Source organism: Streptomyces sp. WG7 (assembly GCF_049975785.1).
GTDB lineage: Bacteria > Actinomycetota > Actinomycetes > Streptomycetales > Streptomycetaceae > Streptomyces.
The window spans coordinates 15,268-32,748 of sequence record NZ_JBNGGE010000036.1 but is presented as its reverse complement, the minus strand read 5'-3'; the positions used below and the strand labels follow the sequence as shown (position 1 = coordinate 32,748).

The 17,481-nt window shown below is 72.7% G+C and carries 4 protein-coding genes; 3 read left to right on the top strand and 1 reads right to left on the bottom strand.

Features of this window, described 5'->3' with window-relative positions; all coding sequences use genetic code 11:
• Positions 1–108: 108 nt before the first annotated feature.
• Positions 109–912: an alpha/beta fold hydrolase gene (locus ACP4J0_RS28315; protein ID WP_426601557.1), complete on the bottom strand. Its 804-nt coding sequence runs from the start codon at positions 910–912 to the stop codon at positions 109–111.
• A gap of 270 nt (positions 913–1,182) precedes the next feature.
• Here ACP4J0_RS28315 and ACP4J0_RS28310 point away from each other — a divergent pair, with 270 nt between their 5' ends.
• The 3 genes from ACP4J0_RS28310 to ACP4J0_RS28300 all read left to right on the top strand — a co-directional run bounded on the left by ACP4J0_RS28310 (position 1,183) and on the right by ACP4J0_RS28300 (position 17,433).
• The gene (locus ACP4J0_RS28310; RefSeq protein ID WP_426601556.1) at positions 1,183–2,250 is read left to right on the top strand and encodes a cytochrome P450; all 1,068 of its coding nucleotides are present in this window, start codon (positions 1,183–1,185) and stop codon (positions 2,248–2,250) included.
• 122 nt (positions 2,251–2,372) lie between these two features.
• A complete protein-coding gene (locus ACP4J0_RS28305; RefSeq protein WP_426601602.1) occupies positions 2,373–16,685 on the top strand; it encodes an SDR family NAD(P)-dependent oxidoreductase in 14,313 nt (4,770 codons plus the stop codon).
• Positions 16,675–17,433 carry a thioesterase II family protein gene (locus ACP4J0_RS28300; protein ID WP_426601555.1) on the top strand — a complete coding sequence of 253 codons (759 nt, stop codon included), beginning with the start codon at positions 16,675–16,677 and terminating at the stop codon, positions 17,431–17,433. Before ACP4J0_RS28305 ends, ACP4J0_RS28300 begins: the two co-directional genes overlap by 11 nt.
• The last annotated feature ends 48 nt before the right edge of the window (positions 17,434–17,481 follow it).

The window sequence follows — 17,481 nt, the reverse complement described above, 5'->3', positions numbered from 1 at the left end:
CGAGTGGGGAGTGGCGCCGGGGCACGGCCGCGCGGTGCGGCCGTGCCCCGGCGTGCGTACGGGTCGTGCATACGGCTTGTGCGTACGGCTCGTAGGTGGTCGCCGCGCTCAGGACGCGTCGAGGAACGCGCGGACGTCGCGGGCGAACTCCGGCGTCCCCAGGACGTTGTGACCACGGCGGGGGTACCGCACCAGCTGGGCGCCCGGTATCCCCGCCGCGGTCTCGTCGAACATCTCCTGAGGCCACAAGTAGTCGCGTCCACCGCACAGCACAAGGGTGGGCGCACCGACCTCGGCCAGCCGGTCCCGGACATCGAAGCCGTCCTCGGCCAGCAGTGTCGCCCTCATGTCCGAGGGGTCGCGTGGCGGCGGATTCAAGCGTCCCGCCAGCCACAGCGGCACCATCAGCAGGCGTTGCAGCACCGGGTTGCGGGTGAGGGCGGGGGCCGCTCGATGCATGCCGGAGCGGCCCCGTTCGGCCGCCGCGATCAGATCCCGGTGAAAGCGCCTGCCGACCGGCCCCAGGGTGTACGCGGCGCAGGCCAGGACCAGCCGGTCGACCACGTCGGGGTGGTCGACCGCCAGTTGCAGGGCGATCGAGCCGCCGGTCCCGTGTCCGAGTACGGGCACGGGGCCGGGGAACCGCGCGCGCAGTGCCTCGGCGTGTTCGGTGGCCAGCTCACTGATCGTCGTGCCGACCGGCATGCCGGGGCGACGGTTGGTCCAGAAGACCTCGTACCCGGCGGCGACGAATGGCGCCACCAGTCGGGCCGCTCGGCGCCGCTGCGCACCGGGCGGCGGCACCGTATGCGTCATCGTGAATCCGGACAGGCACACCAGCGGCTTTCCGGAACCGAAGGCGAGATGGGGCAGGCCGGTGCTGAACGTGCCCTGCTTGGTCGCGATATCCATGGGTCACCTCTCGTACTCGTCGTACTCGATCAGGATGTGCGTGAGTTCGTGGTCACATCGCGTGTGCGCGGCTACGCTGACGTCCGGACCGGGGCCACCAAATATCGCACGGAACAGGCGGGTTGGTCGCCGAGCCGGTCTCGGAAGAAGAGGCGAGGTGTCATATTGTCCGCCGTACTGCGTCCACAACACCTGGGTCCGTTACCGGAATTCATGACCGGTGCCGACATCGTTCCGGTAAAGCGAATACGAACGCCGCCCGGTGACGAGATGTGGTTGGTGAGCGACTACGCCCTGGGACGCCGGGTGCTGTCCGACCGGCGGTTCAGCAGGGCCGCCGCGGTGGCACCGGGCGCCCCACGGCTGAACTCGGCGGCGCCGTCCCCCACATCGATGATGAGCCTGGACGGTACCGACCACGCCCGGCTGCGCAGGATCGTCGCGGCCGCCTTCACCACGGGCAAGATGACCGGCATGGCCCCGCTGGTGCGGCGGACGGCAGCCGATCTGCTGGCCGGCATGAGCCGCCTCGACAGCCCCGCCGACCTGGTGTCCTCCTTCGCCGAACCACTGCCGGTGGCCGTGTTGGGCACCCTGCTCGGAGTGCCCGTCGAGGACCGGGAGATCTTCGGTTCCTGGGTGGAGGTGCTCTTCGACATCACCGCCAGCAGCGATCTGGAGAAGAGCCGGCAGCGGCTCCGGCTGGTCGACTACATGTCCACCCTGATCGACCGCAAGCGGCTGCGGGACGACGGCGACCTCCTCACCGACCTCATCCGGGCCCACGACGGCGATGCCCTCTCCCAGGCCGAACTCGTCAGCCTCGGCCTCGCGCTGCTCACCGCCGGTTATGAGACGACGGTCGGGCAGATCGGCCTCGCCGCACTCGCCGTGCTCCAGGAGGATATTCCCCGGGAATTCGTCAAGGACGATGCGCGGGCGGACGCACTGGTCGAAGAATTGCTCCGTGTCACCCCGTCGACAGCGATCAGTTTCCCGCGAGTGGCTCTCGAGGACATCGAACTCGGTGATATCCGGGTACGCGCGGGTGAAGCGGTGGTCGTCTCCTTGCTGCACGGAAATCGCGACGACAAGGTATTCACCGAACCGGAACTCCTGCGGGACGACAGGCCATCGACCCATCTCACCTTCGGACACGGAATACACCGCTGTCTCGGAGCGCCCCTGGCGCGGCTCCAGGTGCGGACGGCGCTCCTTGAACTGTTCGATTTCTTTCCCGCACTGCGGCTGGCCGAGGACGGGCCCGCGGCGCCCGCCGTCGTGTGGAAGGACGGACTGATCACCCGGGGCCTCAGCTCGCTGCGGGTGACGTGGTGAGCCGTCGCCGGCACCCGTAGGACACGGAGCCACAAAGACCGACAGAACCAGAAGTACCGGCGGAAACCAGTGGGATCAGAAGGGGCAGGGAACCGACAGTGGCTGCACACGTGGCGGACGGCATGGCGGAGCCGGAGACGGCGCAGGACGAGCCGATCGCGATCATCGGCATGGCATGCCGCTTCCCCGAGGCCCCCGCGCCGGGCGACTACTGGCACCTGCTGCACGACGGCCGCTCGGCCATCAGCCGCTCGTCCGAGACCGGCAGGTACGAGGGGAGACTGCCCGACCGGGACCGGTTCGACGCCGGCTTCTTCGGCATATCGCCGCGTGAGGCGAATGCCATGGACCCGCAGCAGCGGCTGGCGCTGGAACTGAGCTGGGAGGCCCTTGAGTCGACGGGACTGCTCCCCGCCGAGCTGCGCGGCGGCGACACCGGCATCTTCCTCGGCGTCTCGGCCAACGACTACGCCGGTGTCGTCCGGCGCGACGGAGCGGCGCCGCTCTCGCACCACGCCATGGCGGGCATCCACCGCAGCGTCATCGCCAACCGCGTCTCGTACGTACTGGATCTGCACGGTCCGAGCCTCACCGTCGACGCGGGCCAGGCCTCGTCCCTGGTGGCCGTGCACCTGGCCTGCGCCAGTCTGCGGGGCAACGAGTCGTCCCTGGCCCTGGCCGGCGGTGTGCAGCTGAACCTCACCGAGGACGGCGCGGAACTGGCGGAGGCCTTCGGCGGGCTGTCTCCGGACGGCAGCAGCCGTGCCTTCGACGCGCGCGCCAACGGGTTCGTACGGGGTGAGGGCGCCGGCCTCGTCGTGCTCAAGCCGCTGGCCCGGGCGCTGGCCGACGGCGACCGCGTCCACGCGGTGATCAGGGGCAGCGCCGTCAACCACGACGGCAGCGGCGCGGGACTGACCGTGCCCAGCGCGGCGGCGCAGGCCGACGCCTTGCGCGCGGCCCACCGCCAGGCCCGGATCGCCCCCGAAGACGTGCAGTACGTCGAACTCCACGGCACCGGCACGAAGGTGGGCGACCCGATCGAGGCGGACGCCCTCGGCACGGTGTTCGGCGCACGACGAAGCGGCCGCGATCCGCTCCGGGTGGGCTCGGTCAAGACCAACATCGGCCATCTGGAGGCGGCGGCGGGCATCGCCGGCCTGCTGAAGGTCACCCTGGCCCTGGCCCACGGCGTCATCCCCGCGAGCCTCAACTTCGAGTCGGCCAACCCCGGGATCGACCTCGACGCGCTCGGCCTGTGCGTGCAGACGCGGGCCGAGCAGTGGCCCGCGCACGAGGGCGCGGAGCGGGTGGCCGGGGTCTCCTCCTTCAGCATGGGAGGCACCAACTGCCATGTCGTCGTGTCGGCGGTGCCCGACGTGTCCCCCGCTCCGACCGCTCCGGACCGACCGGCCGACGACGCCGTCGCGCAGCTCCCGGCGTCCATGCCGTGGGTGCTCTCGGGACGCAGCGCACAGGCCCTGCGGGACCAGGCCCGGAAGCTGCGGGACCACGTGACGGCGAACCCCGCCGGCCGGATCGAGGACCTCGGTTACTCACTGGCCACCACCCGAACCGCCTTCACCCACCGGGCAGTTGTCGTCGCGGCGTCCCGTGAGGATTTCGTGGCGGCTCTCGATGCCCTGGCCCTCGGCACGGCAGCGGACGCGGTCACCACCGGCAGGGTCACGGAGTCGGGGGAGCCGCTGACCCTCGTGTTCCCGGGTACGGCCGACGCGTGCCTTGACGCCGGGCGTGCACTGCTGCCCCGCTCGGCCGAGTTCGAGGCGGCCCTTGCCGCGTACGACGAGGAGTTCGCGCCCTACGGGCTGCCGTCCGCCACCGACGTACTGCGCGGCACTGAGGCCGACGCGCCCGGGCCGGAGGCCTCCGCGGCGTGCGTGTTCGCGGTCACGCTCGCACTCGCGGCGGTCTGGCGCGCGTACGGGGTCCGGCCGGACGCGGTGAGTGTCCCGGCGGGGCCGGGCACGGTGGCCGCAGCGGTCGTCCGGGGCCTGCTGACGCCCAAGGAGGGCGCTCGCCTCGTCGCCGCGGGCCAAGCGGCCCCCGAATGCGTCGAGTTCGCCGGCCCTGCCGCCGCCGACGCCCTGTGGCTGGACGCTACGGGACGGCTCGGCGTGCGTACGCCGGACACGGGATCCTGGAGTACCCCGAACGGTTCGCCGTCCGAGCCGGACTTCGTCGCGTCCCTCGGGCAGTTGTACGTGCGGGGCGTGCGGGTCGACTGGAGCCCCGCTTTCGCCGGCACACGGCCCACGGTCGTCGAACTGCCCTCATACGCCTTCCAGCGGGAGTCGTACTGGTGGCCCGAGGCCGGCACGGAAGCGGTCGACGGCCCGGTGTCCGGACCCACGCCCCGCTCGGGGATCGCTGCCGAGGAGACCGTCTTCTCGGTGGTCCGCGACGTGCTGGGCGGCGGCGCGTTCGACGGCGGAGCGGCGTTCAGGGACGCGGGCTTCGATTCAATGATGCTGGCCGAACTGCGGGACCGGCTGTCCGAGGTGACCGGCCTGGACATCCCGTCGACAGCGGTGTTCGACCACCCGACCCCACTGGCCCTCAGCGATTTCCTGGCCACTCTTCGGGAGGATTCCGCCGAACCCGCTCCCGTGCGGGCCTTCGAAACGACGTCACGCGCATCCACCTCCGGTGATCCTGTGGTGATTGTGGGGATGGCTTGTCGTTTTCCTGGTGGGGTGGTTTCGCCGGAGGGTTTGTGGGATGTGGTGGTGTCGGGTGGGGATGTGGTGTCTGGTTTTCCGGTGGATCGGGGGTGGGGTGCTGGGGTGTTGTCGGGTGAGGTGTGTGGGGTGCGTGAGGGGGGTTTTGTTGAGGGTGTGGGTTTGTTTGATGCGGGGTTTTTTGGTGTGTCGCCTCGGGAGGCGGCGGGGATGGATCCTGCGCAGCGGTTGTTGTTGGAGGTGTCGTGGGAGGTGTTGGAGCGGGCTGGGGTGGCGCCGGGTTCGTTGCGTGGGCGTGGTGGGGTGGGGGTTTTTGTGGGGGGGATGGGTTATGAGTATGGGCCGCGTTTGTGGGAGGGGGGTGGGGGGTCGGCTGGTTATTTGTTGACGGGTTCTGCTGGGGGGATGTTGTCGGGGCGTTTGGCGTATGTGTTGGGGGTGGAGGGTCCTGCGTTGACGGTGGATACGGCGTGTTCGTCGTCGTTGGTTGCTTTGCATTTGGCTGTGGGTTCTTTGCGGTCGGGTGAGTGTGATGTGGCGTTGGTGGGTGGGGCGACGGTGATGGGGACGCCGGGTGCTTTTGTGGAGTTTTCTCGGCAGGGTGGGTTGTCGGGGGATGGGCGGTGTCGTTCGTTTTCTTCGGATGCTTCGGGGACGGGGTGGTCGGAGGGTGTGGGGATGTTGTTGGTGGAGCGGTTGTCGGTGGCGCGGCGGTTGGGGCATCGGGTGTTGGCGGTGGTGGCGGGGAGTGGGGTGAATTCGGATGGTGCGTCGAATGGGTTGACGGCGCCGTCGGGTGTGGCGCAGCAGCGGGTGATTCGTCGGGCGTTGGCGGATGCGGGGGTGTCGGCGTCGGAGGTGGATGTGGTGGAGGGGCATGGGACGGGGACGGTGTTGGGGGATCCGGTGGAGGCGGGGGCGTTGGTGGGTGTGTTCGGTGGGGGGCGGCCGGTGGGGCGGCCGTTGTGGTTGGGGTCGTTGAAGTCGAATATCGGGCATGCGCAGGCGGCTGCGGGTGTGGGTGGTGTGATCAAGATGGTGGAGGCGTTGCGGCATGGGGTGTTGCCGCGGACGTTGCATGTGGCGGAGCCGGTGGGTGGGGTGGAGTGGGGTTCGGTGCGGTTGTTGACGCGGGAGGTGGCGTGGGAGGCGGTGGAGGGCAGGCCGCGGCGGGCGGGGGTGTCCTCGTTCGGGATCTCGGGGACCAACGCGCACGTCATCCTCGAAGAACCCCCTGAGTTCAGCGACTCCGGGACGGGGCCCGGGGGAGTGGACGGGACCGCCGGGCACCCGGCGCCGATCCTGCGGGACCCGCAGGCCACCGCCGGCCTCCCGGGCTCCCGGCCCGACGCCGCCGGCGCCGACCGGAGCAGCGCTGCCGATGAGGCCACCGGGCCCGTGGCGCTGCCGCTGGTGCTGTCCGCGAAGACACCGACGGCCCTGCGCGCCCAGGCCCGCCGCCTCCGTGACTTCCTCTCCGGCGGCGCTGAGCACCGGCCCGCGCACGACGGCCCTGTCGACCCGTCCGCCGTCGCGTACACCGCCGCCTGCGTCCAGTCCGGGTTCGACCACCGCGCCGCCGTGCAGCCCGGTGCGGACGGCGACTACCGAGGGGCACTGGACGCTCTGGCCGCCGGGCGGTCGGACGCCCTGGTGTCGACCGGGAGTGTGAGCGGGCGCGCCCGGGCCGTGTTCGTCTTCGGTGCCGGTGCCGGTGCGGCCGGTGGTGGCCCGGACTTCACGGCCGCAGCGAGGGAGTTGCTGGCCGCGTCCCCCGCGTTCGCCGAGCACGTGCACGAGTGCGCCGCCGCCCTGGCGGTCCATCTCGGCCGTCATGTGGGCGAGCTGGCCCCTGCCGACCCGCCGGAGGCCGTGGCGTTCGTGGTGGGAGCCGGTCTCGCGCGGCTGTGGGAGCAGTGCGGTGTGCGGCCCGACGCGGCACTCGGGCAAGGGGTGGGAGAGATCGTCGCGGCCCATGTCACCGGGGCGCTGACGTTGGACGAGGCGGCACGCCTCTGCGCGGCCCGCGTGCGCGCGGGCTCCGACGAGGAACTGCGAGCGGTCATGGCCGGAGTGACCCCGCGCCGCACGAAGACCGACTTCTGCTCGCCGCGAACCGGCATGCCGCTCGACACCGAACGGGAGCTGACCGCCGAGTACTGGCTGCGCGCCGTACGGGAACCCGCCGACCTCGACGCGGCGCTGCGCCACCTGGCGGACCGCGGCCGCCGCACCCTCGTGGCGATGCCGGCCGCCTCTTCGCTCGTGTCGACACCGCACGGCCGGGGCGCCGGTCGCCCGGACACGGCCGACCACACGGATGCGCCCGACCATCCGCGGGTACCCGGCCACCCGGGTGCGCCCGGCCATGCCGAGGCAGTCGACCCCCCGAACGCAACCGACGACCTGTGGCTGCTGGACGCGCTCCGCCCCGGCGGCGACGGAGCCGGCGGGCTCCTGCCGGCGCTGGCCGCCGCCTACACGCGCGGCCTGCCGGTGGACTGGCAGGCCGTCATTCCCAGGCGGCCCCTGGCCGTCCTGCCGACCTACCCGTTCGAGCGGCGCCGGTACTGGCTGAACGCCGACGCGCCGCGGCCGCCGCACAGCGGGGAGCATGCGCTGCTCGACACCGCCGTCACCCTCGCGGACCGCGACGCGCGGGCGCTCACCGGCACCCTGTCCACCCTCACGCACCCCTGGCTGGCCGACCACAGGATCGACGGGCACACCGTGCTGCCGGGAACAGCCCTGGTCGAACTGGCCGCGCACATCGCCGCCCTCGACGGCGCCGCGACGGTCACCGAACTGACCCAGGAGGCACCGGTCCGCCTCCCCGACGACGGCAGGACGGTCGAGGTCCAGTTCGTCGTCGGCGCGGCCGGCGAGACAGGGGAACGGCCCTTCACCGTGTACGCGCGTCCCCGCCGGGCCCAGGAGTCGGCGCGGGCCGCCGAGGAGAGCCGGGCCGCCGACTGGACCCGTCACGCCACCGGGATCCTCGCGGCGCGAGCTCCCCGGACACCGGCGGACTTCGACCAGGCGGCCTGGCCGCCGCAAGGCGCCGAACCCGTGGAACTGAGCGGCATGTACGAGGAGCTGGCCGAGGCCGGATACGCGTACGGCCCCACCTTCCGTGGCCTTGAGGCCGCCTGGCGGCTGGGCGAGGACATGTGCCTCGACGTACGGCTGCCCGCCGGAACCGACACGTCCGGGTACGGCCTGCACCCGGCGCTGCTGGACGCGACGCTGCACGCGACCGTATGGCAGGGCGCGGCCGACGGCCGCGTACGGCTGCCCTTCTCGTGGAGCGGTGTGCGGGTGTACGGCGGTGACGCGACGGAGCTGCGCGTACGGGTGTCACCGGTCGGCCCGGACGCGGTGGCGCTGCGGATCACGGACCGGCACGGCACGCCGATGGCCGCCGTGGACTCGCTGGTGCTGCGGGCGGCTTCGGACGGTCCCGCGGACGATGGACTCTTCCACGTGACGTGGGGCCCACGGGCCGACGACACCCTGTCGGAACCGGCCTTCGACGCCGCCGCGTGCTGGGTGCTCGGGTCCGACTCGCGTGCGGGCCTCACCGCCGTTCTCGACATGGCGGAGGCGGGTGCGCGTCTCGACGCCGGCGCCCCGCCGCCCGCCGCCGTGCTGGTGCCCTGCCCGCCGTCGGCCGTCGCGGGCGGGGAAGCCCGCGTGCCCGACGGCGTGCGCCGCGCGGCCCGCGCCACGCTGACGCTGCTCCAGAGCTGGCTGGACGACAGCCGATTCGCCGGCACCCGGCTGGTGTTCGTGACCCGGGGGGCGGTACGCACGGGCGCGGGACCCGACGAGGCACCGGTGGATCTGGTCCACGCACCGCTGTGGGGGCTGGTCCGCACCGCGCGATCGGAGCATCCGGGCCGCTTCGTCCTCCTCGACCTCGACGGGGACTTCGACGAGACCCGTCTGACGCGCGAGGTGCTGACCGCCGTGGCGGCCGGAGAAGCGCCCGAACTCGCCCTGCGCGACGGTGCGCTGCTCGTACCCCGGCTGTCGTCCGTACCCCGGCCGACGCCCGAGTCCCGGCCGGCCGGGACGCCGGACCCCGTCGAGGCCGCCGCCTCACCGGTGCGTCCGCACGGCACCGTCCTGGTGACCGGCGGCACGGGTGCGCTCGGCGCGCGCATCGCCCGGCACCTGGTGGCCCACCATGGCGTACGGCACCTGCTGCTGACCAGCCGCAGCGGAACCCGTGCCGCGGGAGCGGACGCCCTGGCACGGGAGCTGCGGGGCATGGGCGCCCAGGTGCGGATCGCCGCCTGTGACTGCGCCGACCGGGAGGCGCTCGCCGCGGTGCTCGAAGCCGTCCCCGCCGACCACCCGCTGACCGGCATCGTCCACGCCGCGGGCGTCGTCCAGGACGCGACCATCCGTGCGCTGACCTTCGAGCAACTCGACGCCGTGCTCGGTCCGAAGGCCGAGGCCGCCTGGAACCTGCACGAGCTGACCCGCTCCGCCCCGCTCGCCTTCTTCGACCTCTTCTCCTCCGCCACCGGCGCGCTCGGCGCCGCCGGACAGGGGAACTACGCCCTGGCCAACACCTTCCTCGACGCCCTCGCCCAGCACCGCGCCGGCCTCGGGCTCCCGGCGCGCTCGCTGGCGTGGGGCCTGTGGGACCTTCCGGACGGGATGGCGGGACGGCTGACGGCGCACGACGTCGAACGCCTCGGACGCCGCACCGGGCTGCGGCCGCTCGACGCGGCCCGCGGTCTGCGCATGTACGACGCCGCCCGCGCCCTGGACCTGCCGACCGTGGTGGCGGCGGCACTCGACCCGGAGTCCGTCCGGGCGTTCGTCCCGGCCGCGGCTCCCGCCATCGCCCCTTCTGCCCCCGCCGCCGCTGATCGGACGGGAACCCCGTGGTCACGACGGCTGGCCGAACTGCCGGAGGGCGAACGGACGACGGAGAGCCGTCGCTTCGTCATGTCGATCGCGGGCGAGGTGCTGGGCGGGAGCGGCATCGACGGCGGGCTCGCGTTCCGGGACGCCGGTTTCGATTCGCTGCTGGCGGTGGAACTGCGCAACCGGCTCTGCGAAGTGACGGGACTGAGGCTGCCGCCGACCGTGGTGTTCGACCATCCGACACCGCTCGCCCTGGGCACGTTCCTGGGTTCTCTGCTCGCGGATCCGCCTTCCGAGACCCCGTCGGTTGAGAAAACGGTTCCGGCTGTTTCACCGGAGCGCCCGACAACCGGAAATTCGGCTTCCTCCGGTGATCCTGTGGTGATTGTGGGGATGGCTTGTCGTTTTCCTGGTGGGGTGGTTTCGCCGGAGGGTTTGTGGGATGTGGTGGTGTCGGGTGGGGATGTGGTGTCTGGTTTTCCGGTGGATCGGGGGTGGGGTGCTGGGGTGTTGTCGGGTGAGGTGTGTGGGGTGCGTGAGGGGGGTTTTGTTGAGGGTGTGGGTTTGTTTGATGCGGGGTTTTTTGGTGTGTCGCCTCGGGAGGCGGCGGGGATGGATCCTGCGCAGCGGTTGTTGTTGGAGGTGTCGTGGGAGGTGTTGGAGCGGGCTGGGGTGGCGCCGGGTTCGTTGCGTGGGCGTGGTGGGGTGGGGGTTTTTGTGGGGGGGATGGGTTATGAGTATGGGCCGCGTTTGTGGGAGGGGGGTGGGGGGTCGGCTGGTTATTTGTTGACGGGTTCTGCTGGGGGGATGTTGTCGGGGCGTTTGGCGTATGTGTTGGGGGTGGAGGGTCCTGCGTTGACGGTGGATACGGCGTGTTCGTCGTCGTTGGTTGCTTTGCATTTGGCTGTGGGTTCTTTGCGGTCGGGTGAGTGTGATGTGGCGTTGGTGGGTGGGGCGACGGTGATGGGGACGCCGGGTGCTTTTGTGGAGTTTTCTCGGCAGGGTGGGTTGTCGGGGGATGGGCGGTGTCGTTCGTTTTCTTCGGATGCTTCGGGGACGGGGTGGTCGGAGGGTGTGGGGATGTTGTTGGTGGAGCGGTTGTCGGTGGCGCGGCGGTTGGGGCATCGGGTGTTGGCGGTGGTGGCGGGGAGTGGGGTGAATTCGGATGGTGCGTCGAATGGGTTGACGGCGCCGTCGGGTGTGGCGCAGCAGCGGGTGATTCGTCGGGCGTTGGCGGATGCGGGGGTGTCGGCGTCGGAGGTGGATGTGGTGGAGGGGCATGGGACGGGGACGGTGTTGGGGGATCCGGTGGAGGCGGGGGCGTTGGTGGGTGTGTTCGGTGGGGGGCGGCCGGTGGGGCGGCCGTTGTGGTTGGGGTCGTTGAAGTCGAATATCGGGCATGCGCAGGCGGCTGCGGGTGTGGGTGGTGTGATCAAGATGGTGGAGGCGTTGCGGCATGGGGTGTTGCCGCGGACGTTGCATGTGGCGGAGCCGGTGGGTGGGGTGGAGTGGGGTTCGGTGCGGTTGTTGACGCGGGAGGTGGCGTGGGAGGCGGTGGAGGGCAGGCCGCGGCGGGCGGGGGTGTCCTCGTTCGGGATCTCGGGGACCAACGCGCACGTCATCCTCGAAGAACCCCCTGCCGATACGTCGGCTCCCGTGGGCACGGACGTACGGAATGCTCCCGCGGGCACGGACGTACGTGACCACTCCTCAGCCGGCCACCGAGGTGACGCGCTGCCGCTGGTGCTGTCCGCGAAGACACCGACGGCCCTGCGCGCCCAGGCCCGCCGCCTCCACGACCTGCTGAGCGGGCCGTCCGGGTCGCATCACCTGCCGGACGACACCCCGGCCGTCCCCGATCTCGCCGCGGTCACCTACACCACCGCCCGCGTCCAGTCCGGCTTCGACCACCGCGCGGCGATCGTCCACGAGGACGGGCGCGCTCTCCTCGACGGCCTCGCCGCACTGGCCGAGGACCGCCCGGCAGCCCCTGTGTCACGAGGCGTGGCAGGCCCCGCAGACGGACGCCGGGTCCTCATGTTCGCCGGTCAGGGCACCCAGCGGCCCGGCATGGGCAAGCAGCTGCACCAGCGGTTCCCGGCGTACGCGGAGGCCTTCGACGAGGCGTGTGCCGCCTTCGACCCGCACCTGGAACGGCCGCTGGCCTCCGTCGTCTTCGCGGAGCACGCGACCGTCGAGGCGGCGGCACTGCACCGGACCGCCTTCACCCAGCCCGCGCTCTTCGCCACCGAGTACGCACTGTCCGAGCTGCTGCGGTCCTGGGGCGTGCGGCCGGACATCGTGCTGGGACACTCCGTCGGTGAACTGGTCGCCGCGCACGTCGCGGGCGTCCTTTCCCTGGCGGACGCCGCCGAACTCGTCGCGGCGCGCGGCCGGCTGATGCAGTCGCTGCCGCCGGGCGGCGCGATGGTCGCGGTACGGGCGGGCCTCGCGGACGTCGAACCGCTGCTCGCCGGCCTGGAGGACGCGGTGGGAATCGCCGCCGTCAACGGCCGCCGGGCGGTCGTGGTCTCCGGCGCGAGCGACGCGGTGTCGACCGTGGTCACCCAGTTGAAGGCCGCCGGGCACCGGACCACGGCGCTCACGGTCAGCCACGCCTTCCACTCACCTCTCATGACGCCGATCCTCGCCGAGTTCCGGGAGATCGCGGCGAGGCTGACGTACCGGCGGCCGGTCCTGCCGCTCGTCTCGAACGTGACCGGCCGGATGGCGAAAGCGGCGGAGCTCATGTCGCCCGACTACTGGGCGGACCACATACGGCGCCCGGTCCGCTTCGCCGACGGGATCGCCACCGCCCGTGCGGAAGGCGGGCGGCACTTCGTGGACATCGGCCCCGACGGCACACTGTCGTCGATGGCGTCGGCGATCCTCACCGGCCTCGCCGAGGATCCCGAGCGGGACGAGGCGCACGGCCGTGCCGTCGTGGTGCCGCTGCTGCGCGGTGCCCGCAACGAGGCGCGGACGGCGGCGGACGGACTCGCGGCCGGTTTCACCTCCGGCCTCGACGTGGACTGGCCGGCCGTGGCCGCCGCCTGGGGCGGCGAACTGACCACGCTGCCGACCTACCCCTTCGAACGCCGGCGGTACTGGCTCAACCCGACGGAGCCGGCGGGAGCGGGCGCTCCGCGCGCCACGGACCACCCCGTGCTGGACCGGCCGCTGGACCTGCCGGACAGCCGTGAACTGGTGTGGTCCGGGCGGCTGGACCCGGCCGAACTCCCCTGGCTGGCCGATCATTCGGTGGCCGGCCGGGCCCTGGTGCCGGGCGCCGTGCTCGCCGAACTGGCCTGCCGGGTGGCGCGCGAGGCGGGGTGCGCCCGGGTGGAGGAACTGGTCCTCGCCAGCCCCCTCGTCGTGCCCGACCGGGCGGCGCTCGAACTCCGCGTGGTGGCACGTGCCGCGGACGGCTCCGGACGTCGGCCCTTCACCGTCCACGCGCGCACGTCCGCCGACCCCGACCCCGAATGGCGGCCCACGGCCACCGGAGTGCTGGCCGGCGCCCCGGACGGCTCCGCCGCCCCGGTCCCGTCGGTGACCTGGCCGCCGCCCGACGCCGAACCCCTGCCGCTGCACCAGGAGGGCGACTACGCCCGCCTCGCCGCCCGAGGCCTCGCGTACGGGCCGGCCTTCCGGGGACTGCGCGCCCTGTGGCGCACGGCCGACGGCATCTGCGCAGAACTCGCGCCGCCGGTGCCCATCGCCTCGCAGACCACGCTCTTCGGCCTGCACCCCGCTCTGCTGGACGCCGCCCTGCACCCGATCGAACTCTTCGGCCTCGCGGACGAGACCTCCGCGTCCGGCGTCCGCGCTCCCGGTGTCCGCGTCCCCTTCACCTGGCGCGACCTGACCCACCACGCACGCCCGAGCACCCCTGGCGTGAGGGTTCGGCTGACGGCCGTGCGCCGGGACGAGGTCGCGTTGGAGCTGTCCGACATGGACGGGAACCCGGTCCTGTCGGTCGGAGGCCTGTCCCTGCGCCCGCCGTCGACGGCGGACGACAGCCGGCTGCGACGCCTGAGCTGGACGACGGCCCACCGACGCGCCGGGGACGAAACCGGGGAACGGGCCGACGGCTCCGCGCGGCCCGACCGGCTCGCGCTGATCGTTCCCGGCGGCGCCACCATCCGTAAGCCGCACGACGCCTTGTCCACCCTGGACGCCGAGCGCTGTGCCGACGTCGCCGAACTGGTCCGACGGGCACCCGGAGGAGTACCCGGCACGGTGGTGATCCCCTGCCCGGCGGGCACGATGGACGAGGTCCGCGAAGTGACCGCCGGTGTGCTGGCCGTCGTACAGGAGGTACTGGCCGAACCGGCGCTCGCCCGGTGGGGGATCGCCCTGGTGACGAGCGGAGCGGTCGGCACCGCCGACGACGACCCGGCGACGGACGCCGTGGCCGCCGCCGTATGGGGGCTCGGCCGGTGTGCGCAGCAGGAGGAGCCGGGACGGATCCAGCTGGTGGACGTCGACGCCGGCGAGGAGTCGGCGGAGTCGCTCGCCCGGGCCCTCCGGTCCGGCCTCCCCCAGGTCGCCCTCAGGAAGGGCGAGTGGCTCACCCCGGAGCTGACCCCCACCACCGGCCGGCTGCTCGACGCGCCGTCCGGCGACGGAAGCTGGCGGCTGGACTTCGTCGGACGCGGGACCCCCGACGACCTGGCCCTCGTGGAGTGGCCGGACGCCGACGCGCCCCTCGGCGAGGGCCAGGTGCGCGTGGCGCTGCACGCGGCCGGGGTCAACTTCCGCGACGTGCTGCTCACGCTGGGCGTCGTCGAGCCGGGGGCCGGCGTGCCCGAGGGCGAGGGGCGGCAGAGCGTGGAGGGCGCGGGCGTGGTCGTCGAGGTCGGCCCCGGAGCGGGCCGACTGCGTCCGGGGGACCGGGTGATGGGCCTCTTCGACGGGATCGGACCGGTCTCGGTCACCGACGAGCGGCTGCTCGCGCCCGTCCCGGCGCACTGGTCGTTCGCCGAGGCGGCCGCCGTGCCGGTGGCGTTCCTCACCGCGTACTACGGCCTCGTCGAGCTCGGCCGGCTCCGCGGCGGAGAACGCGTGCTCATCCACACGGCGACCGGTGCGGTCGGCTTCGCGGCCCGCCAACTCGCCCTGCACGCGGGGGCGGAGATCTTCGCCACCGCGAGCCCGGCGAAGTGGCCCGTACTGCGGGACGCGGGCATCGGCTCCGACCACATCGCCTCCTCCCGCGACGACGCCTTCGAGGCGTCCTTCCGTGCCGCGTCCGACGGGGCGGGCATGGACGTGGTGCTCAACTCGCTCGCCGGACCGCTCACCGACGCGTCCCTGCGGCTCCTCGCGCCGGGCGGCCGGTTCCTGGAGATGGGCAAGACGGACCCGCGCGACCCCGAGGAGGTGGCCGCCGCGTACGACGGCGCCGCGTACACCGTCTTCGACATCCGGCAGACGGGGCCCGACGGCATCCAGCGGATGCTGGCCGACCTCCTGCCGCTCTTCGAGGACGGCACGCTGACGCCTCCACCGCTCACCCTGCGCCACGTGCGCGACGCCCCGGCCGCTTACCGGTACGTCGCGGAAGCACGGCACGTGGGCAAAGTGGTCCTCACCGTCCGGGACTTCGACACCGACCGCGCGGTGCTGATCACCGGCGGTCTCGGCACACTGGGCGCGCTCGTCGCCCGGCATCTCGTGACGCGGCACGCGGTACGGGACCTCGTACTGATCGGCCGACGCGGCGAGGCGACCCCCGGCAGCGCCGAACTGGCCGAAGAGCTGCGCGGATCGGGGGCCCGCGTCACCGTCGCCGCGTGCGACGCCGGTGACCGGGAAGCCCTGGCGGCGCTCCTGGGCGAGCTGTCCGGGCGAGGCGTCCGCATCGGATCGGTGGTGCACGCGGCGGGCACGACGCGGGACGCGGCGATCGGCTCGCTGACCGAGGACGCGATGGCCCAAGTACTCCGGGCCAAGGCGGTCGCCGCCCTGAACCTGCACGAGCTGACCGCGTCCCTCGGCCTCTCGTCCTTCGTCCTGTTCTCCTCGGTGGCCGGAGTGACCGGCTCGGCCGGACAGGGCAACTACGCCGCGGCCAACGCCTTCCTGGACGCCCTGGCCGAGCACCGCCGCGCCCGGTCACTGCCCGCGCTGTCCATCGCCTGGGGGCTGTGGGAGCCGGCGAGCGGCATCACCGGGCGGCTGCGCGCCGAGGACCACGACCGGCTCGCCCGTCACGGCATCCGCGCACTGTCCGCGGACCGGGGGCTGGCCCTCTTCGACGAGGCCGTCGCCACCGCGGCACCGGTCGCGGTCGCGGCCCGCCTCACCACGCCCCCGCCCGCCGCCCGGCCGGACACCGCCGCGCCGGCGGACGGGAGCACCACCGCGGCGACGAACGGCGCCGGGCCCGCCGGGCCGCCCGAGGCCGTCCGCCGCAGGTCGCTGCTCGAACTGGTGCGGGCGGAAGCCGCCTCGGTACTCGGACACGACTCACCGGAGGCCGTCGCGCCCGAAGCGCTCTTCCCCCAGCTCGGCTTCGACTCGCTCGGAGCGATCGAACTGCGCAACCGCATCGTCGCCGCGACCGGCGTCCCGCTGCTGTCCACCCTCATCTACGATTTCCCGTCCCCGAAGGCATTGGCGGGCCATCTGCGGGAGGAATGCCCGGACTGGCCCGACGGCGACCGCCCCCCTCACGGAAAGGGAAGCGCGAACGGAATGGAGAACCGCAAGGGAACGGAAAGCGACAGGGGTGCGGGAATCGACGACGGCCAGGGAGTCGACGACGGCCAGGGAGTCGACGACGAAAAGGGAGTCGACGACGAAAAAGGAATCGACGACATGCGGGGGCCGGGCCATGAGCACTGACGCGGGCGGCTGGACGATGTCCTTCAATCCGGGCCGGGACGCACGGTTCCGCCTGGTCTGCTTTCCGCACGCGGGCGGCTCCGCCGGCGCCTTCTTTCCGCTGGCGCGCGCCGCGCCGCCCGGCCTGGAGGTGGTCGGCGTCCAGTACCCGGGACGACAGTGGCGCCGTACGGAACCGGCCGTCACCGACATCCGCGGCCTGGCACGCGGCGCGGCGGACGCGCTGCTGGCCGAGCGGGATCTGCCGACGGCCGTCCTCGGCCACAGCATGGGCGCGCTGGTCGCCTTCGAGACGGTACGGCTGTTGCAGCGGGAGCGGCCGGGCGCCGTCGGGCACCTCTTCGCCTCCGGCAGTCGCGCGCCGTCCCGCCCCCGCGAGGAGGATCAGCGGGCGCGGTGGACCGACGAGCGGATCATCGCCGAGCTGGGCGTCCTGGGCGGCACCGGCGACCGGCTGATCTCCGACGAGGAGGCGCTGCGGCAGGCCCTGCCGGCCCTGCGCGACGACTACCGCGCGCTGGCCGCCTACCGGCCCGCTCCCGGCGCGCGCGTCAGGGTGCCGCTCACCGTGCTCGTGGGGCGCGAGGACCCGAAAGCGGGGCCGGAGCACGCCGCGGACTGGCAGCCGCACACCGGCGCGGCCTTCGAATTCAGGGTCTTTCCCGGCGGTCACTTCTTTCTCGATGAGAACGTCGCGGAACTGCTGGACCTCGTGCAGTGCAGCCTTGTTATGCCACAGCACCCGTGAGAGTCTTTCGGGCGCCATCCAAAAGAAAAGAACGAAGAGAATCGGAGA